The organism is Ruminiclostridium cellobioparum subsp. termitidis CT1112 (assembly GCF_000350485.1).
Classification (GTDB): Bacteria; Bacillota; Clostridia; order Acetivibrionales; family DSM-1351; genus Ruminiclostridium; species Ruminiclostridium termitidis.
Map to the genome: position 1 here is coordinate 1 of NZ_AORV01000015.1, position 21,154 is coordinate 21,154.

Below are 21,154 nucleotides of genomic sequence, written 5' to 3' on the forward strand. Positions count from 1 at the left end.
TAATTGTTTTTAACCGTGCATCTTATTTCATGAAGTTAGTGTGGAAGTGCTAGTTGACATAAAAAATTACACAGGTAAAACAAAATCTAAATTAATTAGCACAACGTGTTAATTTAACCATATGGTTGGTGCCAGTTCCGGAATGGGATCACCCTCTGATTTTTGCACGATATTTTCAAATAGAACATCATTTGATGATTTCACTTCCGGAGTGAGCACATTCTTTTCAGTTTTCCTGAATACATTTAAAGTGTTTTTACCGTCACTTTCCTTATATGCAAAAACAATCTCATTACCAGCTTTGTTAAGCAAAATTTTAGGTTTTGTTGAGCCTACCGGTGCATTAAAAAGATTTTCCGCTAAAATTTTATTCATTTCATCAATTAAGTCTTTGTCGGTATATCCTTCTAACTTACCGCTCAAGAATTGGTTCAGTTTACCAATATCCAAATCTATGTAATCATTTTCATTTATGTTATGAGTTTTCTTTATATCCTGCCAAACCGTATTTAGTCTTGTTTCTACTTTTATCTTATTTTCAGCTTTTTCAGATGATACTGTGCTATTAGAATCCGTACTTTCATTAACGGCAGTTGAAGCATAAACACCGGTTAAGGATAATGTTATTGCCAAAGAAAATAACATTATTAAATTCTTCCTGTTTTTCACGATAAAATCCACCTTTCATATGATTATATTCATGAAATGGATAAATTCCATACTATATATCCTTTTCAGCTATTTTAGCACAAATTTAAAGTAGTGTAAATATTTTCAAATTACCCCAGGCAATATGATTGAACGTTTACGCAATAATATGTAATATAGTATCATGAAATCATTTTAACCATTTACTTAATATGAGATGTCCTGTATAATATCTTATTTGGAAGACAATGTTCTTATTTTTGTACAAATCTGTTTTCAAGTGCCATACATGATAACAACATTGACACAGTGAATTACGGAGGTAAAACTATGTATGACGTAGCAATTATTGGTTGTGGTATTTCCGGTATCTTTGCCGGCTATGAGTTAACAAAAAAGAATCCTGATTTAAAAGTTGTAATGATAGAACAGGGCAATGATATCTTTGGAAGAAATTGTCCTATAATTGCAAATAAAATAAAGGATTGCATACGTTGCAAAACTTGTGATATCATGCGGGGTTTCGGCGGTGCAGGTGCTTTTTCGGACGGTAAGTTTAATTTTACAACTGAATTCGGTGGATGGCTGAATGACTATCTTGATGATAAGGAAGTAATGGACCTGATTAACTACGTGGACAGTGTTAATGTCGATTTCGGTGCAACCAAAGAGATGTTTTCAACCTACACACCTGAAGCCAAGGCTATTGAAAAGAGAGCTCTTGAAAACGATCTGCATTTGCTTCAGGCGGCAGTAAAGCACCTTGGAACAGAGAACAACCTGGAAATACTGAAACGCCTTTACAAATATTTGCTGGAACGCCTTGAAATGCTTTGCAACACACAGGTATTAAATATTACGCCCTCAGAGAATGGTTATACAATAGAGCTTCACAATGAAAAAACCATAGAGTGCAAATATCTTATAGTTGCTCCCGGAAGATCGGGTGCCGAATGGTTTTCCAAGCAGTGCAAGCAGCTCAAGCTGGATATGATCAATAACCAGGTCGATATCGGTGTAAGAGTTGAGCTCCCTGCAAAGGTATTTGAGCACATTACCGATGTTGTATACGAATCAAAGCTTGTATACAGAACCAAACAGTATGGTGACCTGGTGCGTACATTCTGCATGAATCCTTACGGCCATGTGGTCTCGGAAAACGTTGACGGCATTGTAACTGTCAATGGACACAGCTATACGGATCCCAGCCTGAGAAGTGAAAATACCAATTTTGCGCTTTTAGTCAGCAACAGGTTTACCCATCCGTTTAATGAGCCCTATCAGTACGGTAAGAGGATAGCATCGCTGTCAAACATGCTGGGCGGAGGTGTGCTTGTCCAAAGGTTCGGGGACTTGATAAAAGGTGCCAGAACCAATGCCCACAGGCTTGGTCAAAGCTTTACACACCCCACATTGAATGCCACTCCCGGTGATCTCAGCCTTGTTCTTACCAAGAGACATCTGGATAATATTATTGAAATGATATACGCTCTGGACAAAATTGCTCCGGGTACTGCAAACTACGATACCTTGCTCTACGGCGTCGAAGTTAAGTTCTACAGCTCAAGACTGGAGCTCACCAACGAGCTGGAGACAAAACTTCCGAACATGTTTGCCATAGGTGACGGAGCAGGTGTCACACGCGGTCTGTCACAGGCCAGCGCCAGCGGGGTTCACGTTGCAAGAACCATCTCCGACAGAATAAGCAAATCATAAGTTGATAAATATATGAAGGGGCTGCTGCACAATGAATACATTTTATTTACCTTGGCAGCAGTTCCTCCTTTATCGTTAAAATGGTAAAACCTTACTGGTGCGCAAGGCCGGTATCCATCAATAGAGGCCTGAATAGAAGGAGTCGAAGAAAATTTTATAGTATTGCTGAAAATGGGCAAACTCCTCTTCTTCAGTTTTTATCAGCTCTTTGGAGTTTATGTATTCTTTGGCTTTTTTAAAAGCCAGATCACGCTTAGCTTTTGGAATGGAATAAAATATCTGCGGATCCACATAATCAAAAAACTTGGGAGCTATGAACCAGTTTCCCGCGGCAGAGCGGTTTAAAACCCTCCCTGAATCAAACAGTAAAGCCCTGATATTTTTACTCATTTTGCCCTCCTATGTAAGAATCATCCTTTCAGTTATATATAATTATAACCCTTACAATCTGCTAAAAGCATTAAAAAATAAACTGAATCAAAAGCATATATGACGCCGTGCCTGCAAATATACTCAGGAGAGTGTTCTTCTTCCACACATGCAGTACGGCTATTATCAGTATTGATATGAACTCAGGCAAACCGAAAGGACTTGAGGTAAATGATACACCCTTCAGACAGTACACTACCAGTAACCCTATAACGGCATAGGGCAATACCCTGCTCAGCCTTTGAACGTACTGGGGTGTCGCCCTGTCGGCCCTGAAAAATATAAACGGCAGGAACCGGGTGCACATGGTACCTAACATTAGCATTATAATTGTAATAAAGGTTTGAAATGGACTTAAAATCACAGGTTTTCTCCTTTATAAATCTTTTTATTTGAGAAAGTAAATATAATTAAAATCAGAATCATGGCTGGTATGATAAATTTATCAGGCCCAAAGATCAGCAGACAGGCAGCAGAACTCAACACCCCCACAACAGCCGGAAAATGATTTTTCTGTTCCTGCCACTGGTTTATAAAAATAACAACGAATAGTGCGGTTAATGCAAAATCCAGGCCTTTTGTGTTAAACTTTATGTAATTCCCCAGAAGAGCTCCCAATACAGAACCGGTGATCCAGTACCATCTGTTCAGAAATACTATAAAGAACATAAACCAGTTTTTGTCCACATCCTTCTCAGGTTTTGCAGAGCATAATATTGAAAAAGATTCGTCACACATGGCAAAAATCAGGTAGGGTTTAAATCTTCCTGTATTTTTGAACTTTTCCAGCATTGATATGCCATAGAAAATATGCCTTGCATTTACCATCAGGGTTATAAAAAGAGCATACAGGGGATTAAAGGTAGCCGTTAACAAGGTAATTCCAACGTATTGCATTGAACCTGCAAATACCAGGAAGCTCATCAAAAAAGTCCAGCCCGCCCCGTAACCGATAGATTTCATTAAAATCCCATAGGCTACTCCCAGAAACAAAAATCCTGCCAGAACCGGTAATGTATGCGGGAATGCAGCCTTTAGTGCTTTTACTTTTATATTCATTGTGCCCCCTTACATAATAGTATTTCTTATTTTAAAATTATGATCGGCTTTTGTCAATTGAACGTAGTGCAATCTAAATGGTGCAATCCACTTGCTGGCTGAAAATTCAAAAATAAAAGAGTAAATCCCCCCTAGCCGACTGCACAGAAAATAAGCTTCAATTCAACACAGCTCTTCCACGCAAGGCACCAGGTAAAATTTACTCCGATTAAATAATTAAATCTAATGGTTAAAATTTATTCCTATAAATTTGTTATTTTTCAAATATGGCTCTCAGCTTTTGAATTTCGGCCTTTGGCTTACGGTCGGCCGTGAGAAGTCCGTTGGTTTCCTGCTCTACATCAGTGAGCTGGGTATAGCAGTAACCTGCTGTATACTCCAGTTTTTCAATAGCTTTTACAAGTCCGTCCACTCTTTTCAGGAACTGCTCTTCACCCGCCACCTTGCCGTTATAGCCCCAGGATTTGTCGTTGCCGTCCTCAAAGGCAACTCCTCCGAATTCTGAAATTATAACCGGCTGTCCTTCATAGCGATGACCCCTGCTGTACAACATCTTACCCACGGCAGTCCAGGCCAGCAGTTCATCCTTGTTCAGGTATTTGTCATACAGCTTCCCGCCGTCTCCGACATAGTCATGAATACCGCAAATATCCGAGGTGACCATCTCCCAACCGTCATTGGTACTGACCAGCCTGGTTTTGTCCAGGGCCTTTGTAATATAATAAAGTGACCGGGCAAATGCCTGCTGCTCCTTATTATGTAAGATATCCCGTACTCCCCAGCTTTCATTGAAAGGAACCCATGTAATTATACAGGGATGATTATAGTCCCTTTCCACCGCTTCAATCCATTCCGGAATAAGGTTACCGATCTCCACATCGTCAAACTTGTATGCCGAAGGCATTTCCTCCCAAACCAGAAGCCCCAGAACATCGGCATAATAATAGAACTTTGCCGACTCGATTTTCTGATGTTTCCTTGCACCGTTAAACCCAAGAGCCTTTATAAGTTCAATGTCTTCAATTATTGCCTCATCCGAAGGAGGCGTCAGCAGTGTATCCGGCCAGTAGCCCTGATCCAGGACCAGCCTCTGGTATAAGGGAAGATTGTTCAGGAGTATTTTATCTCCCTGTACTTCTATCTTTCGCATTCCAAAGTAGGTCAAGACTTTATCCTGCTGCCTGCCGTCGGCACTCAGGCTTATTTCCAGGTCATACAAATTTGGATTTTCACAGCTCCAGAGGCGAAGATTATTATTAATGGGGTCCTCTTCTTCAACATCAATTGTAAACAGGGCAGACTTGCCTTTTACCGATATGGCTCCCTCTCTGATACAGCGGTTGCTGAACTTAAGGTTCCAGTCTATCCGCCCGCATGGGATATCCCCATCCATAAACAATTCCACATGGGCCTGCTTAAGATCAATATCAGGTGTAATCTTTACCCTGTTGATCCTTATTCCATCGACGGCTTCCAGCCAAACATCCTGCCATATGCCGGTCGTAGCGGTATACCAGCACCGATCTGTGGCAATGTTCCAGTGCTGCTTGCCCCTGGGGATATTTACATCATAAGGATCAAAGGCCCTTACCGCAATTGCCGCAGTCTGGCGGCCATCCTTCAAAGCAGCGGTATCCGTTTCCAGGTAATCGGTAATTTGGACCTGAAACGGGGTATGTCCCCCTTTGTGCTTAACAGCGAACTTTCCATTTATCCAAACAGTCGCTTCATAATCAACCGCACCGAAACAAAGCCAGAGATTCTTTCCCAGCATTTTTTCGGGAATTTCTACCGTACGCTTATACCACACTACAGGATGGGCCGAAATATCCCCTATTCCGCTGGCTTTGCTCTGATAGCAGAAGGGTACGTTTATTCTTTTCTCAAAGTGTTCTTTCAGCTGCCAATCCTCTTTCAAGCCCACAGCTTTGTCATCAAATGCAAATTCCCACTCTCCGTTAAGCAAAATAAAATTGTCTCTATAGAAATCAGGCCTTGGCCCTTTTGCATTTATTCCGGCACTGTATGCCATGCTTTCATTTTTCATTCCGACCTCCATAGCTTTCAGACTAAAGCCCTAAGCGGCCTCCAGCCCGATCTAATTGTATTTTTTAAAACTCAGGCACTCTAATAAGGATGGCCCCGAAATCTTCCCTTTTTCGGCAGCAGAGCACCATTTCTTTAATCAATAATATAAGATTAATATACTAATTTATATACTAGATCTATATTGTTTTGTGGAAACTTAAGTATTCGAATGATATCATTATTGTTTTATTCTCTTTCGGGTATGCCGCTTGTAATCCATGACCGTCATAATATATAATCATATTTAAAATGGCTTATTAATTATATGTTAACTTTTATACTATATTTAGGATATATATTTGGTATTTAATAAATAAAAAATAGAGGTGCGTTTATGAAAGGTCAACCTTTATATCTGCAAATTTCAAACGATATTATTAATGAAATATGTAACGGAAATATCAAGCCCGGTGAAAGAATCATGTCGGAAAGTGAACTGTCGGATAAATACAGGGTCAGCAGCATTACTGCCAAAAATGCTTTTATTCACCTTTGCAACCAGGGCTATATTGTCCGCATCAAGGGAAAGGGATCTTTTGTCAACACCGCCGAAAATCTGAATAAGCTCTCAAAATTCAGAAATTCCAGGCATGACAGGATAAGAGCCAGTATTAAAGCCGTGGGACTGATACTTCCCACAATGAAAACAGGGGTTGACCAGCAGCTTTTAAATGCCATTGAATATGAGATAGCCAGAACAGACTACATGCTGCTTGTGAAGATAACAAGAGAATCCCAGGAGCTTGAATCAGCAGCTATCCGACAATTTATCCTGAACGGTGTAAGCGGACTGATCATTTTCCCTGCTGAAACAGAATTGTATAATGAGGATATTCTGAAACTCAGCATCGAGCAATTCCCTTTCGTATTTGTGGACAGGTATTTAAAGGGTCTAAAGGCCAACACCGTAACCACAAATAACCTTGAAATAACCAAAGAAGCTGTAGATGGAATGATAAAAAGACGGGGCGGAAATATTGTATTTATATCCCCAAATAGCAGAAACAGCGTAACCTTTGACAGAATGAAGGGCTTTGAGGATGCGCTTCTGGATAATAATATTCCTATTAACCGGAACAATTACTGTATGGTGGATCTGAAAGTTGAAGCCTTCGGTGAAAAATATTCAATAATAAAGACCTTCCTGCATCAGTCACAGAATTTAAACGGCATTTTCTGTGCAAACCAGGAAATGGCCGGCATTGTCATGCAAATACTCGAGAATGAATATCCCGACAGAATCTCAAATTTGGAGCTTTGCTGTTTTGACGGCATAGAAAACAGGCATTTTAAACATATCCGTCAAAACATTAACGAAATAGCAGCAAACTGTGTAAACATACTTCTCGGGGCCATTGCCGGTGAAACGGACCATATTCAGACTGTTGTTGATGCGGAGTATATTATTTAGCACTATATGGCAAACGCACAAGCCTCAGAAGGAGAGTTCCTCTTATTAGATGCTTGTGCGTTCTTTAATATTAAGGAAATTATGGTATTTATAAATATTACAAGTTAAATTATCGGGGTTTACACTTTTTCAGGCTCGGGATATTCCACTCCAAAGGTTTCCACCGTAACCTTCTTCATTTTCTGCTCTTCCTTTGGCTTATCATTGTAGTCCCTCTTGACGCTGACAATTCTGTCGGCCTCTTCAATTCCTTCGATAACCTTTCCGAAGGCTGCATACTGGCCGTCAAGATGAGGAGCTTTGGCCACCATTACAAAAAACTGTGATCCGGCTGAATTGGGCGCCATGGTTCTGGCCATTGATAGAACACCCTTGTCGTGCTTCAGCTCATTTTTAAAACCGTTGGCCGAGAACTCGCCCTTTATGCTGTAATCAGGACCACCCATACCGCTTCCGTCCGGATCTCCTCCCTGAATCATGAAACCTGGAATGACTCTGTGGAATATTACGCCGTCATAGAATCCCTTGTTTATAAGAGATATAAAGTTATTGACCGTATTGGGTGCTATTTCAGGATAAAGTTCGGCTTTCATTATACTGCCGCTTTCCATTTCGATTGTTACTATAGGATTTTTACTCATTTTTTCATTCCTTTCAAAACTGCAGCAAACCTATGCTGGAAGTTTTAGCTATAATGTATTGTCAGTATTATTTTATAGTTTTCGAAGCTGATGTCAAGTATATTCATAGATTTTGTGATATACTCATTATGTTGACGTAAAACATTGGGTAATAATGTAATTTTTTAAAAATATCCGGGGTTATTTATGAATGGTATTGGTTCAAAATTTAAAGCATTAGACACTACATCAAAAAATGCATGGTTTTTTACTTTTGAAGGTGCAGTAGGAGCGGTTATTCTGAATCTGGCCAATCCTTTCTTTTCAATGTTTGCACGGCGAATGGGCGCCAGCGATTACCAGATAGGGCTCATTTCCTCGCTTCCGGCCCTGGTGGGCATACTGGCGCTGGTCCCGGGAAGTCTTCTTGTGGACCGGAGCAGCAGCAAAAAGCGAATAGTTTCACTGCTTATACTGCTTTTCGGGATAATGTACCCCCTTGCGGCTTTGTCCCCTTTACTGGGCAATTACAAAATACCGCTTTATATTACAATTATTGCTTTAATGAACTGGCCATTTTCGGTTTTCAATATATCCTGGCAGTCTTTTTTCTCGGATGTAATGGTATCCCAATTCAATTCAGCCTTTACGAAGAGGACAAGAGCTGCAACCGTTGTAGGCACAAGCACCTCCCTGGCAGCAGGGCTGTTACTTGCATATATACCTAAAAACGACGGCGAAAGAATCCTAATGTACCAGCTCTTTTTCTGTCTGTCACTTATCCTGGCATTAATTCAAAGCTGGCTGCTTAAGAGAGTTATAACACCTCCGGTTTTAAATTCCGGCGGGGATAAAGGTAACGGTTTTGCCATGGTAAGGGAGTGCCTGAACAACCTGCTGGTATATAAGGAGTTCCGGACCTTTATTATCCTGGCGTTTATATTTCATGTATCCTGGCATATGGGCTGGCCTTTATTTTTTATTTATCAGGTTGATGTAATCGGGATTAATGAAGCCTGGCTGAGCTATGTAAATGTGGCGGTTGGTTTTGCGGGAGTGCTGACATATACCTTCTGGGGAAAAGAAATTGAAAAAAGAGGGGCACGTTTAATTCTTATTTTCGGTACCCTGGGTTTGTCAATCAATGCTTTAACAATTGTTTTGGTCAGGACACCCTACTTGCTGCTGTTTCAAAGTACTATGACCGGACTTACCTTTTCAGCCTTCACTCTGGCTATTTTCGCAAATCTCATTGAAGTTGTGCCTCAAAAGAATAAAACAATCAATATTGCAGTTTATACAACTTTTATCAACCTGTCGCAGTTTATCTCCCCACTTATTGGCGTATGGTTCTACAAGCATACTTCGATCATAACTGCCCTGGTATTTGTCGGGGTTTTCAGGCTGCTGGCAGGTGCTTTATTCATTGCAAGATATTTATCCGGAAGGAAAAAATCCTCCCAGCCAGGTGTACAGCAGGAACAGCCCGTTTTGCATAACACCGGGCCCCATAAATAAATATTATCCGGCGGCATGGGACATATCGCCTTCCATAAGCACTTTTGCTGTAAACTTTCCGGTCTGGGCTTCTCGGTGCCGGGGTGCATTGTCTATTTCAACTGCACACAGGCTTGTACCGTGTATAAAGGGCTGTTTCCATAGATCTTCAATGGGAATGCCCTTAAAAATTGACATTATGGTCTTAACAATGATGGCATGGGTAACTATCAGAATGCTGCAGTCCCTGTTCTCACTGATAATTCTGTCCAGTACTGCTTCGATCCGTTCTCTGACCTGAAAGAAATCCTCCCCTGTGACAGCTTTATACTGGTGGGGTCTGTTCCAAAAGGCCTCCAATCCCGCCTTGTCAGACTCACCGAATTCATCTTTTGCCTTCCCTTCCCACTCCCCCAGGTTGATTTCTCTGAGGTTATCGTCAGTAATTATGTCAATTTTCCTATTACCTCTGATAAGTTCTGCGGTATGTACGGCTCTTTGGCTTGAGCTTGAGTATATCACCCTGATGTCCACGCTTTCAAGACGCTTTCCCAGGGCTTTGGCATTTTCAATGCCCTTTAAAGTCAGGCCGGAGTTTTTCCAGCCCTGCATTCTCCCCTCAACATTCCATTCGGTTTCACCATGTCTTGTAATATACAAATTAAGCATTTTACCTCCCAACCTCAGTGCTGCAGCTATGATAAAGCATAATAAGCTACTGCTAATAGTGATAGGACAATTATACCATCCGGACTGGCGGTTTTATTCCAGGTCCAGGGACAGCTGGATATCAGCCTTGTCTTCTTCTTTCATATAGCAGCCGATTGCCGGGATATTCTTTGTGCGGTAGTAATCCAAATCAGACAGCTGCATTTCTTCCAGAGTCTTTATATGAATCAGAGTACTTCCCTTTTTGGAGGTCAGCACCTGTACGCCCTGTGAAGCCCTTGTGGATTTAGGGTTAATACCTTCCGTATTGAATACCAGAACCTTTTTAATGCTGCTGGTTGCTATAAGGTCCATGTCTTCGGTCATAAACATCATCCTGACGAGCGGCGAACCGTCACAGTATGCATTGGCAAGCTTCTTTCTGTTGGTTTTTGTAGCATAACTGGACATTTCTATCTTGGCGCCTTTTCCGTTTTCATAGAAGAACAGCATATACCCTTCATAGTTATCTGTTGCCGTAACATAGATAATTTTTTCATCATTTTCCAGGCCCAACAGATTTGTAAGATATTCTCCGAGGCTGCTGGCTTTACAGTCCGGAACATCATAAATCTTGGTCTTGTAGACATTGAACTTGTTTGAGAACAGCAGCAGGTCAGCTTTGTTATGGGTATCAATTTCCTGAACAATTGCATCGTCGTCCTTGAGTTTGTGCTCCGGATTTGCCCTGAGCGAAACCAGCGCGATTTTCTTCAGATAATTCTGTTCGGTAAGGAAAATCTTCAGATTGTAATCCTCGACCAAGTGCTCTGTGGTTATCTCCTCCACATGCTCCTCATGAATTATCTCTGTTCTCCTTGGCTGACCGAACTTTTTTGTAATGTCTTTAAGCTGCTTCTGAATTATTTTTTTGATTTTGCTTTCATTGCCGTATATATCCTTTAATTCTGCAATTTCCTTCACCAGATTGTCAGCCTCGCCGACCCTGTTCAGGATATATTCCTTGTTAAGGTTCCTAAGCCTGATTTCTGCTATATATTCGGCCTGAATATCATCTATCTGGAAACCGCTCATCAAGTTGGGTATGACAAGTGCTTCCTGTTCGGTGCCTCTTATTATGGCTATTGCCTTGTCAATATCCATTAATATCTTTTTAAGACCCATAAGCAGGTGGAGCTTGTCGCTCTTCCTGCCTATGTCAAACAAGGTCTGACGCTTGATGCAATCAACTCTGAAAGCAAGCCATTCGTTTAAAATAGTTCTGATCCCCATTACCCTGGGTTTACCGTTAATAAGGATATTGAAATTGCAGTTAAAGCTGTCCTGCAGCGGAGTGAACTTGTAAAGCTTGTTCATCAAAGCGTCGGGATCGGTATTTTTTCTTATGTCGACCGTAAGCTTGAGACCGCTTAAATCTGTTTCATCTCTCACGTCGGTGATTTCTTTTATTTTCCCTGCCTTGATCAGATCAATTATCTGGTCCATAATGGCTTCGACAGTTGTGGTATATGGAATTTCCAGTATTTCTATGCAGTTGTTTTCCTTGTCATATTTGTACTTTGCACGGACCTTGAAGCTGCCTCTGCCATTGGCATAGATATCCCTTATTTCCTTTTCGGAATATATCAGCTGTCCTCCCGATGAAAAATCAGGAGCCCTGAGATAGTCCTCCAGAACCGACTCGGCATCGTCAATCAAAGCAGAGGTGGCTTCACATATTTCCTGGAGATTAAAGCTGCATATATTGCTGGCCATACCGACGGCAATACCCTGATTTGCATTTACAAGAATATTGGGATAGGTAGTTGGTAAAAGTACGGGTTCTTTCATGGTGCCATCGTAATTATCCATGAATTCCACTGTATTTTTATCAATGTCCTTGAATATTTCTTCACAGAGCTTGTCCAGCTTTGCCTCGGTATAACGGGGTGCTGCAAACTTCATATCCCTGGAATACTGCTTTCCGAAATTACCCTTTGAATCCACAAAAGGATGAAGCAGAGCATTATTGCCCCTGGTCAATCTGACCATTGTTTCATATATGGCCATATCTCCATGAGGATTGAGCTTCATGGTCTGTCCGACAATGTTTGAAGATTTGGTTTTGCTGCCGGTCAGAAGCCCCATTTTATACATGGTATAGAGCAGCTTTCTGTGTGAGGGCTTGAAGCCGTCGATTTCAGGTATGGCTCTGGAAACAATAACGCTCATCGCATACGGCATGTAGTTATTTTCAAGCGTTGAAACTATATCCTGTTCAACCAGATTTTTGTGAGTAGACATTCATATCCTCTTTTCCGTAAAGTTCAAGTTATAAGAATTTCATTATACTTAATATTTAACTTCCAGTTTAATAATTTATTAATCAGCTTACATCTATCATATCAAGATATTTGTTGCCGTTTTCCTCAATAAATATCTTTCTTCCCGGCAGGTTGTCTCCAAGCAATACGTCAAACATCCGGGCCGTAAGCTCCACATCGGCCGGCATAACCTTTATAAGCCTGCGGGTTTCGGGATTCATGGTAGTCAGCCACATCATGTCGGGCTCATTTTCACCGAGTCCTTTTGAGCGCTGAATTGTATACTTTTTGCCTTCAAGCCTGGATAAGATTTCGGCCTTTTCCTTCTCTGAATATGCGAAGTAGCTTTTATCCCTGCAGATTACTTCAAATAAGGGCGATTCGGCTATAAATACCTTTCCTTCCTGAAGAAGTGTGGGCACAAGCCTGTACAGCATTGTGAGAATCAGTGTTCTTATCTGGAAACCGTCCACATCGGCATCGGTACATATGATAACTTTGTTCCACCTGAGATTTTCCAAGTCGAAAGTATTCAGTTCCTTGTTGTGCTTTGACTTTATCTCCACACCACAACCCAGCACCTTCAGCAGGTCTATAATAATTTCATTTTTGAATATACTGTCATATTCGGCTTTCAGGCAGTTGAGAATCTTACCTCTTACCGGCATTATGGCCTGGAACTCAGCATCCCTTCCCAGCTTGCACGCACCAAGGGCAGAGTCCCCCTCCACGATGTAGATTTCTCTTTTTAAAAGATCCTTTGTTCTGCAGTCTACAAATTTTTTGACGCGGTTGGAGATGTCCACGCTGCCGCTTAATTTTTTCTTTATATTTATTCTGGTCTTTTCGGCGGTTTCCCTGCTTCGCTTGTTGACCAGTATCTGTTCCACTATTTTATCGCTTTCAATCTTGTTTTCAATGAAATAAATCTCAAGCTGCTGTTTCAGGAAGTCGGTCATTGTTTCCTGAATGAATCTGTTGGTAATTGATTTTTTAGTCTGATTTTCATAGCTGGTAACGGTAGAGAAGGAATTGACAACCAGAATGAGACTGTCTTCGATATCTGCGAAGGTGATTTTAGCCTCATCCTTATTATATTTTCCCCTGTTTTTAATGCACTTGTCTATTTCATACACCAGAGCATTTTTTACGGCCTTGTCAGGAGCGCCTCCATATTCCAGAAAGCTGGAGTTGTGGTAGTACTCCAGAAGATTTGTGTGGTTGTTGAAGCAGAAAGCAATCTGCATCTTTACCTTGTATTCGGGTTTGTCCTCCCTGTCCCGGCCTTTTGTGGATGTTTCATAGAATTGAATTTCGGTGAAACCATCTTCCCTGGTTATTTCCTTTATGTAATCCACAATACCATTTTCATAGCAGTACACAAAGGTTTCACCTGATTCTTCATCCTTCAGTATAAAGCGCAATCCTGCATTTACAACTGCCTGCTTTTTCAAAACTGTCTGGAAGTATTCCAGAGGTATGCTTATATCTGTAAAAACCTGAATATCAGGCTTCCATTTTTGAATTGTAGAGGTCTGCTCGTATTTGCATTTTTCCTTGCTCAGACCGCCTATATTTTCACCCTTTTCAAAGTGGAGCTGGTACTTGTATCCATCTCTGAATACAGTCACATCAAAATATTCGGAGCTGTATTGGGTGGCACATGCACCAAGTCCGTTCAAGCCAAGGCTGTATTCGTAGTTTTCACCTGAGTTGTTCTGATATTTTCCTCCTGCGTACAACTCGCAGTATACCAGTTCCCAGTTGTAGCGCTCTTCCTTGGTATTGTAGTCGACAGGCAGACCTCTTCCCCAGTCCTGTACCATAATGGAATGGTCTGTAAACCTGGTTACCTCGATGACATTTCCATGCCCTTCCCGCGCCTCATCGATTGAATTGGACAGGATTTCAAAGAAAGAATGCTGACAACCGTCCAGACCATCCGATCCGAATATTACACCCGGACGCAGTCTCACCCTGTCCGCACCTTTTAAGGATGAAATACTTTCATTGCCATATTCAGTCTTTCTTGTATCTTTTGTCATTAGTAACTCCTCCGTTTTTTGTTGTTCCCTAAACATTATTTCTCAAACTAGTGTTCTCTGTCAAGTCATTTCGATGTATCCTCGAAGTATCATGCTTCTATAACACCCTGATTTACCCCGGATATTAAAAATACCGCAAATTCAGCTTGGTGAATTTGCGGCCTTTATAATATCAATATGCCATTAAATATAAAAAATATTCGTCATCTTTATCCAGCCATATATCATATACCCTGCACACTGCTTATTTTCTTCTAATACCCAATCCGTCCGCAACAAGCATCAAATTGTCGATATCACCTTTGGTAAGCCTGCCGTGTATATCCGGGGGCATGTTTACCACCATGATGTTGTCCTGCTTTACCAGCTGGGTATAGCTTTTTATTATATATCCGGCATCAATAAGGGGCTTGCTTTCGTATATGTCCGAATAGAACCAGCTAAAGCCTTCCCTTGAGCAGATCGTCGCCTCAAACGGCATATAGTACGTATTGCCTCCAAAGGTATAAAGCTTTGGATCGTCCTCCCTGCCGATGTATGGGTCCCATAATCTGAAATCGGAAGGAAAATTCCTGATGGGATCCAATAATTGATAGTTTTCAGGTAAATACCGCTGATCCGGGTCACCAAGCCTGTCATAATGATCTCCTATCGTATGGTTTATACCAACCTGGCATTTGGGCTGGAGCCGTTTTATGAGATCGTATACCCTGTCAAACTGCCATTGCCTGTGGAATTTGTCCCATGCCCCGTCAAACCACAACTCCACTATTTCCCCATATCTCCCGTCAAGCAGCTCAGTAAGCTGATCGCACATATACTGTATGTATCCGTTGTCAAAATCCTTCTCATATGTAGGTTCGTGCCTGTCCCACAGGGAATAGTACAGGCCCAGTTTTATTCCATACTTGCTGCATGCATTTACCACTTCCCGTATCACATCTGTCCTGTTGCCGGAGTTTGCCACACTATAATCGGTATATTTACTGTCCCACAGACAAAATCCGTCATGATGCTTGGTAATGAGAATCACATAATTCATACCTGCCTCATATGCCACCCTCACCCACTGATCAGCGTCTATTGCCGACGGATTGTAGACTGCTGCGGGAATGTTCCCCTCAGACCATTCAACATTTGCAAAAGTGTTTATTCCAAAGTGGAGGAACATTCCGAATTTTCTTTCAATCTGTTCCTTCTGAGCCTCTGAGGGCTTTGTATCCGGTATCATCGAGATGTATTCAGCCATGAACAATTACCTCCCTTAACTTTTAACCTATAATTTTAAAGACAGTACTTCCTTGTCAGGGACGGTTTTATCCCTTTACCGCACCTGACATTATTCCGGAAACAATATACCTCTGCATTAATAAATATAATACAAATATGGGGACCATGGCAACAAGTTTTCTGTTCGGGCCTCAATAAGGAGGATTTCAATTTTCCAGGAAAATGTATGACAATAAATTATAATTATATTATAATATTACTGAAACAGAGGAGCCATACTTTAATAAATCAGACAAGCTCCCGTTTTGAATACTTTTATGGAGGATGACCTCATGAAGTTAAGAATTACCAGGAAAGATCTGGAGGACCTGACCCTCGAACAAAAACAAAATCTCTGCGACCTTTGGATTCCGCATATTTATGATACCGCAGTTGCAAATGTATGTGTGGACGCCGCTGAAGAGAGATATGAACAAATTATTTACGTGATAGGCGGAATAAAATTACTGAAGCATCACGATATGCTTCTGAACGATTTGAAGTTCATGCCGGATGAAACCTTTAAAGTCAAGGAAGAGGAGACATATTCGGATAATATTGCCTCGGACAGGATTGACGGCATTGATTCCGAGCCGGCTCCCGAAGAGGAATTTAACTTTGATGAGGATTTCAATTTTGAATTTCAACGTCCTGATTCCTATTCCAAGCAGGATTGCCTGCCTCTTCTGGATATCGGTCAGATGATTGATATCCTTGAAAGAAAGAATTTCGGTGAGGGTGACTTTTTCCTATCGGCCTCAATCGGTGATTATGTGCTTGAAATGGGAAAGAACGGTTTTTCAGGCTCTGTTCCTTATGATGAAAATAACAAATCCGGTGAGCTCTGTGATATTCTCTGGGAATCTATAAAAGCCATTTTATAAATCTGAGTAAAAGCTTAACAAGGGAGTGTCTAATTTCCAGACACTCCCTTGTAATTTTGGATCAATCTTTATCAACGCTGACGTTTCCAACACCTGTACTCAGTTTAACGGAAGGGCCTCCTCCGTTAATATCCCCTTTGAAGTGGAACTTGTCATCCTTGCTGCTTATAAAGCTGCCTTCCAGTATACCCACGCCGGTGCTCGCATCCAGTGACATTTCTGTCTCTGCAGGAACTCTGAAATCAACATTTCCCATTCCTGTGGATGCATCAAATACGCTTAAATCATCCAATTTCCCCCGAAAATCAACATTTCCTGCACCGGTGCTCAGCTTGCAGTCTCCCTTTGCTCCCGAGTTGTGTATATCAATATTGCCGGCTCCGGTACTGATATCAAATTGGGCATTCATACCCTTCAGGTCGATGTTGCCGGCTCCGGTGTCAGCTTTTACCTTATCCACCCCGGCTTCGGCCTGGATATTGCCAGCACCGGTACTAAGGTTTAAACCCTTGATGCTTTCCGGTACTTTTATGTCATAGTTTATTGTTATCTGATAGGTTTTATAGTTGTCCTTCTGCCAGTCCCAGAAATTTTCGCCATCCTTTGTTTTTATCACAACTAAAACTTCTTTTCCGTTTTGCTCCAGTGAAATAACCATGTTTTCAAGTATTATTTTCTTGCTTTCCTCTGAAGTTCCCCTTACCTTTTTATTGGCTTTAATGCTGATTTGTGAACTGTCGTTTTTTCTAATATCTATATTTCCTGCATTGGTTTCGACCTTAAACTCTTCACCTTCAATTTTATCCTGTGAAATATTCTGTGTATAAGTTGATTCCGAACCAATGCCGCTGAAAATGTTGTTATTTTTCTTGTCGCTTTGGCTTGATTTGTACAGTTCATATTCCTTTCCGTTGATTCTCACTCCGCAGCCTGCAGAGACTATAAGCACCACCGAAATCATTGTCAATGCTATAAATGAAAAATATCTTTTTTTCAATATTTTCAACTCCCATTTTAATAATATACTTAGAATACGCAGTAATTAATAAAATGTCTTAAAATAAGGGAATTATTTTCGGATATTTTTAAATCTCGTTGTTTAAGGAACGATTAATCAGTCCTCCGGCATATTTCCAGATAAAATAGATCATAAAAGTCTGAACCGGCAGAAAAACGGCGCTCTTAACCAATCTCGCTGTTAAAATGGCATAAGCACCCTTGTTGTATAGCATTACCAACCATAATGTATTAAGTACAAGACTGCAGATTACTATAACTGACAACACTGCAAAAAACGTTCTCTTAATGGTTATTTTCTTTTTATAAAAAAATACACCGTAAAGAAAGCCTGATACAAACGCAGTGAAAGTAAAGCCCGGGAAGAAGGCTCCTTTTGGAAATATCAGCATTCCCAGTACATCTGCAACCGCAGCACCCAATCCGGCCATTACAGGCCCGAATAAAATAGCCGAAACCGCAATTGGAATAAATTCAAAGGAAATTCTTACAAAAGTGTTTTCAATGGATAGGAATCTTGTCAGGATAACTTCAAGGGCAATAAAAAGCCCCAACAACAGAATGTTTCTGATTTTGTTGTGCATCATCGGCACTACCTCCTTTATAATGTGCGAGTGCATTTTTTATTTTTTAGCATTAACAGCCCAAAAATAAAAAACGCCTCATTTTTTGTGTCCCGTTCCGGGGTTACAGTGCAATAAGAATACACTGTAAAAAGCCACATAAAAGAGGTTTCTCTTTTTGTGGCAGCGGAATGCGAAATCTGCACCGCAAACACTGAAGTGTTTTTCGTCCAAAAGGCAACTTCCCGTCCCTTTGGCACTTAACGCGCAAAATTCTACTCTGCCAATTTTTTTAACCAATAACATACAACAACGTATAAACGAATAATATATTTTATCGGCTCTTTAATTTTATATTAATATATACCATATGGCAATATGTACAATTATAAAAATATACGATATCATATTTTCCCTATATAAAAAAAGGCTGTCTCATTTTGAGACAGCCTCCTCTTATCAGGTATATATGAATACTTGATTTCTTAAAAATCTTCCTTGCTGCTATTTCTTGGTAGCGGTAGCAGTTGCAGATGCTGTTGAAGTAGCAGTTGCCGTCCCCGGGGAGGGAGTTGCAAGTCCCGGTGATTTTGTAGCCATTCCAGGTGAGGAAGTAGCGACACCAGGGCTGATGGGAGTAGTTGTCGGTGTTGAAGTTACTGTCGATGTACTGGTTCCGGGCTCCTCCTTTTTCGCACAGGCTCCAAGGCTAAGAACCAAAGCAATTGCTATAAATAGAGCAAACAATTTTTTCATTTCCTTAAAATATCCTCCTTTAAATTAAAAATATTTAAAATGTTGTATTCATATTATTAGTAGAATTGCTAAATATATGCAGGTTTTTCCATAAAAAAAAATAAAAGCGGCAATAAAGCCGTTTTTATTTTTTATACACATTCGATTGGATTGAGAACCCTATTTCAGATCGAAGACTAGCATTGTAACTTTTCCCCCGTTATCCAGGGGCCGGTCGGTATATACTCTGATATTGCTGTAACCTTGATTCGGGCCCACTCTGATGTTCGAAACCGGCTGTGGATTTAATTTGCCGGAATAGTCATTAAAGTATACCGCCACAGTGCTGCTGAACTGGTAAATTACGTTATTCATCTTTATCCGCTTTGAATCCACCGCCTGAACATACCACCACTGTTCCTCGGGATTTGTTATATGATTGTAGTCCACAATGACATCATTATTCATTTTCATACTTAACACAGTACCGACTTCGGCGTTTGGAATCTCACTTTTTGATGTATAGGTATACTTGCTGCTGCCCGAGAGCAGTTCGTATTTGTATGATCCGCCTGTACCTGTGGGCTTCTCAATACTTTGGACCACCATATCCTTATCCTGCTCATTGAATATGTCATATGCACATATTACATTGACATCGTTGAAGTCGCCTGTGTATCCCAAATACTTTATTTTCCCCGACAGCAGTCTTCCATTTGGTATGTCGCTCCACCTTACCAGATTAACTGCATAGTCTGTGTAATTAAAGATTTTCACATTATCAGTAACATAATTATCACCGATCTTTCTATTACTTATATCTACCTGAAAAGCCGAACTGATATCATATGTCATATTCAACAAAGCAACCGTATCATCATTTATCAGTGAATACTGTACAAGCCTCCACTTGAATGCATATGGGTCGATGTTCACCTTGTAGGTTTTACGCGAGCCGTCCACATGAAGCAATTCTACCGTATAGTATTGCTTGTTGTAATCCTCAGCTTTTTTCGAAACCATTGTGGAGCAATTTAAGACGAAGGCATAGTCCTCATTATTTTCGTCAACTTGGAAATAGGCATCGAGAACCTTTCCATCATAACCCAACAGGGCCGTCACACCATCGCCTGTGTTAAAGGAACCCGGGGATGAATTAAATCTGTTCAGGTTGGCGTACTGCCCCAGTTCATAATCCACACTGTTGATCTGCAGGGTTTTTGGTGAATACTTGCTTGGGAGGATACTTGTTATTTCGCCCTCCACCTTGTTATCAACCACAAGATAGTAAATCAGCACATTGAGCTTGTTGTATACCTCATAAACTACATCCTTGTCCTTGATATCTTTTAAAGCAATGATTTCACCAACATTCTTTGTAGCCGGTGATGCAGTGTTATTATATGTATCCCTCAGGATAGGAATATCATCTCTAAAGGTTATGTTACCGAGTTTTTTTGTATCAGGGTTGAAATTCAATGCAACCTCCGGCTTGCCATAGACCCAGTTATTCTGATCGTCCATCAGACCTGCCGAATCCACCAGAGTTATATCCTGGTCCTGTGCACTGGCTTTTTTAATATTGGTATTAAGCATTCTTGTAATCATAATCACAACAGCATTTGCAGGAATAGTGCTATTGCTGGAGTAACTGTAACCGGTTGTAATTCCGAGACCTTTTGCCTTATCCATATATCCGTTGGGCCAGGCTCCGATTAAATCGGCCTGGGTATAACCCAATGCCTTTACAACTGCAGTACACAGCTGTGCAAAGGTTATGGCTTCCTGCGGTTTGAATTTGCCGTCGGAATATGCCGATAAGTAACCCAGCTTGGCCGCAGCATTAATATACCCGCTGTATTCCGACTTTGACGAGACATCCGGGAAAGTAGTGGAACCTTCCATGGATTGAGCCAGTTCATTGTTTCCGGTGGAGTTGACCATTATTTTTGAAAACAACTCTCTGGTCATCTTTCCGTCGGTTCCTACATCAGAAGCTTTTATGACTCCCCAAAGCTCCAGCTTTGCAATGGCATCATCATATTCCGACCGGCTTTTTTCAGCTGCGGCAAATACAGCTATGGTTGAAAACATAAGTATGAAAGCCATGGCCATGGAAATTATTTTTACTAGTACCTTTTTGAAATTAAATTTAAGCATCTCAATACCTCCGCATCCCCATGTCATAATAAATATTTACT

Annotated in this window: 18 protein-coding genes and 1 riboswitch; of the genes, 4 read left to right on the forward strand and 14 right to left on the reverse strand. The window is 40.9% G+C overall.

What is annotated here, in order from left to right:
• Positions 1 to 108 precede the first annotated feature (108 nt).
• The gene (locus tag CTER_RS02305; RefSeq protein WP_004623514.1) at positions 109 to 669 is read right to left on the reverse strand and encodes a hypothetical protein; all 561 of its coding nucleotides are present in this window, start codon (positions 667 to 669) and stop codon (positions 109 to 111) included.
• Positions 670 to 978: 309 nt separating this feature from the next.
• Between CTER_RS02305 and CTER_RS02310 the strand changes: the two genes are divergently transcribed.
• Entirely contained in the window at positions 979 to 2,364 is a 1,386-nt protein-coding gene (locus CTER_RS02310) for an NAD(P)/FAD-dependent oxidoreductase (RefSeq protein WP_004623498.1), read from the forward strand.
• Positions 2,365 to 2,481: 117 nt separating this feature from the next.
• On the opposite strand, the gene CTER_RS02315 is transcribed toward CTER_RS02310, so the two are convergent.
• The 4 genes from CTER_RS02315 to CTER_RS02330 form a co-directional block, all read right to left on the reverse strand.
• Entirely contained in the window at positions 2,482 to 2,754 is a 273-nt protein-coding gene (locus tag CTER_RS02315; protein WP_004623548.1) for a hypothetical protein, read from the reverse strand.
• Positions 2,755 to 2,824: 70 nt separating this feature from the next.
• Entirely contained in the window at positions 2,825 to 3,157 is a 333-nt protein-coding gene (locus CTER_RS02320; protein WP_004623545.1) for a branched-chain amino acid transporter permease, read from the reverse strand.
• On the reverse strand, positions 3,154 to 3,852 hold the full coding sequence (locus CTER_RS02325) for an AzlC family ABC transporter permease (protein ID WP_004623559.1): 699 nt from the start codon (positions 3,850 to 3,852) through the stop codon (positions 3,154 to 3,156). Before CTER_RS02325 ends, CTER_RS02320 begins: the two co-directional genes overlap by 4 nt.
• A 253-nt stretch (positions 3,853 to 4,105) precedes the next feature.
• A complete protein-coding gene (locus CTER_RS02330) occupies positions 4,106 to 5,899 on the reverse strand; it encodes a glycoside hydrolase family 2 protein (RefSeq protein WP_004623594.1) in 1,794 nt (597 codons plus the stop codon).
• Positions 5,900 to 6,274: 375 nt separating this feature from the next.
• Between CTER_RS02330 and CTER_RS02335 the strand changes: the two genes are divergently transcribed.
• Complete coding sequence (locus CTER_RS02335; RefSeq protein WP_004623575.1) at positions 6,275 to 7,351, forward strand: substrate-binding domain-containing protein; 1,077 nt, start codon at positions 6,275 to 6,277, stop codon at positions 7,349 to 7,351.
• A 119-nt stretch (positions 7,352 to 7,470) separates the two neighbouring features.
• Here the strand turns inward: CTER_RS02335 and CTER_RS02340 are convergent, their stop codons facing one another.
• On the reverse strand, positions 7,471 to 7,992 hold the full coding sequence (locus CTER_RS02340) for a peptidylprolyl isomerase (RefSeq protein ID WP_004623518.1): 522 nt from the start codon (positions 7,990 to 7,992) through the stop codon (positions 7,471 to 7,473).
• Between the two features lie 186 nt (positions 7,993 to 8,178).
• Between CTER_RS02340 and CTER_RS02345 the strand changes: the two genes are divergently transcribed.
• A complete protein-coding gene (locus tag CTER_RS02345) occupies positions 8,179 to 9,489 on the forward strand; it encodes an MFS transporter (RefSeq protein WP_004623506.1) in 1,311 nt (436 codons plus the stop codon).
• A 3-nt stretch (positions 9,490 to 9,492) separates the two neighbouring features.
• Here the strand turns inward: CTER_RS02345 and CTER_RS02350 are convergent, their stop codons facing one another.
• The 4 genes from CTER_RS02350 to CTER_RS02365 form a co-directional block, all read right to left on the reverse strand.
• Positions 9,493 to 10,137 carry a histidine phosphatase family protein gene (locus CTER_RS02350; protein WP_004623530.1) on the reverse strand — a complete coding sequence of 215 codons (645 nt, stop codon included), beginning with the start codon at positions 10,135 to 10,137 and terminating at the stop codon, positions 9,493 to 9,495.
• Positions 10,138 to 10,230: 93 nt separating this feature from the next.
• Positions 10,231 to 12,420: a DNA gyrase/topoisomerase IV subunit A gene (locus tag CTER_RS02355; protein WP_004623486.1), complete on the reverse strand. Its 2,190-nt coding sequence runs from the start codon at positions 12,418 to 12,420 to the stop codon at positions 10,231 to 10,233.
• Between the two features lie 82 nt (positions 12,421 to 12,502).
• Positions 12,503 to 14,485, reverse strand: coding sequence for a DNA gyrase/topoisomerase IV subunit B (locus tag CTER_RS02360; RefSeq protein ID WP_004623611.1), 1,983 nt, complete (start codon positions 14,483 to 14,485; stop codon positions 12,503 to 12,505).
• A 244-nt stretch (positions 14,486 to 14,729) separates the two neighbouring features.
• Positions 14,730 to 15,734, reverse strand: a complete 1,005-nt coding sequence (locus tag CTER_RS02365) for an alpha-L-fucosidase (protein WP_004623577.1) — start codon at positions 15,732 to 15,734, stop codon at positions 14,730 to 14,732.
• 313 nt (positions 15,735 to 16,047) lie between these two features.
• Here CTER_RS02365 and CTER_RS02370 point away from each other — a divergent pair, with 313 nt between their 5' ends.
• Positions 16,048 to 16,638: a hypothetical protein gene (locus CTER_RS02370; RefSeq protein WP_004623508.1), complete on the forward strand. Its 591-nt coding sequence runs from the start codon at positions 16,048 to 16,050 to the stop codon at positions 16,636 to 16,638.
• A gap of 61 nt (positions 16,639 to 16,699) precedes the next feature.
• Here the strand turns inward: CTER_RS02370 and CTER_RS02375 are convergent, their stop codons facing one another.
• The 4 genes from CTER_RS02375 to CTER_RS02390 form a co-directional block, all read right to left on the reverse strand.
• The gene (locus CTER_RS02375; protein ID WP_004623521.1) at positions 16,700 to 17,635 is read right to left on the reverse strand and encodes a DUF4097 family beta strand repeat-containing protein; all 936 of its coding nucleotides are present in this window, start codon (positions 17,633 to 17,635) and stop codon (positions 16,700 to 16,702) included.
• Positions 17,636 to 17,723: 88 nt separating this feature from the next.
• Positions 17,724 to 18,242, reverse strand: a complete 519-nt coding sequence (locus CTER_RS02380) for a folate family ECF transporter S component (RefSeq protein ID WP_004623535.1) — start codon at positions 18,240 to 18,242, stop codon at positions 17,724 to 17,726.
• A 158-nt stretch (positions 18,243 to 18,400) separates the two neighbouring features.
• Positions 18,401 to 18,503, reverse strand: a riboswitch (THF riboswitch).
• Between the two features lie 219 nt (positions 18,504 to 18,722).
• Complete coding sequence (locus CTER_RS28100) at positions 18,723 to 18,974, reverse strand: hypothetical protein (protein WP_004623602.1); 252 nt, start codon at positions 18,972 to 18,974, stop codon at positions 18,723 to 18,725.
• A gap of 159 nt (positions 18,975 to 19,133) precedes the next feature.
• Positions 19,134 to 21,113: an S-layer homology domain-containing protein gene (locus CTER_RS02390; protein WP_004623558.1), complete on the reverse strand. Its 1,980-nt coding sequence runs from the start codon at positions 21,111 to 21,113 to the stop codon at positions 19,134 to 19,136.
• Between the last annotated feature and the right edge of the window lie 41 nt (positions 21,114 to 21,154).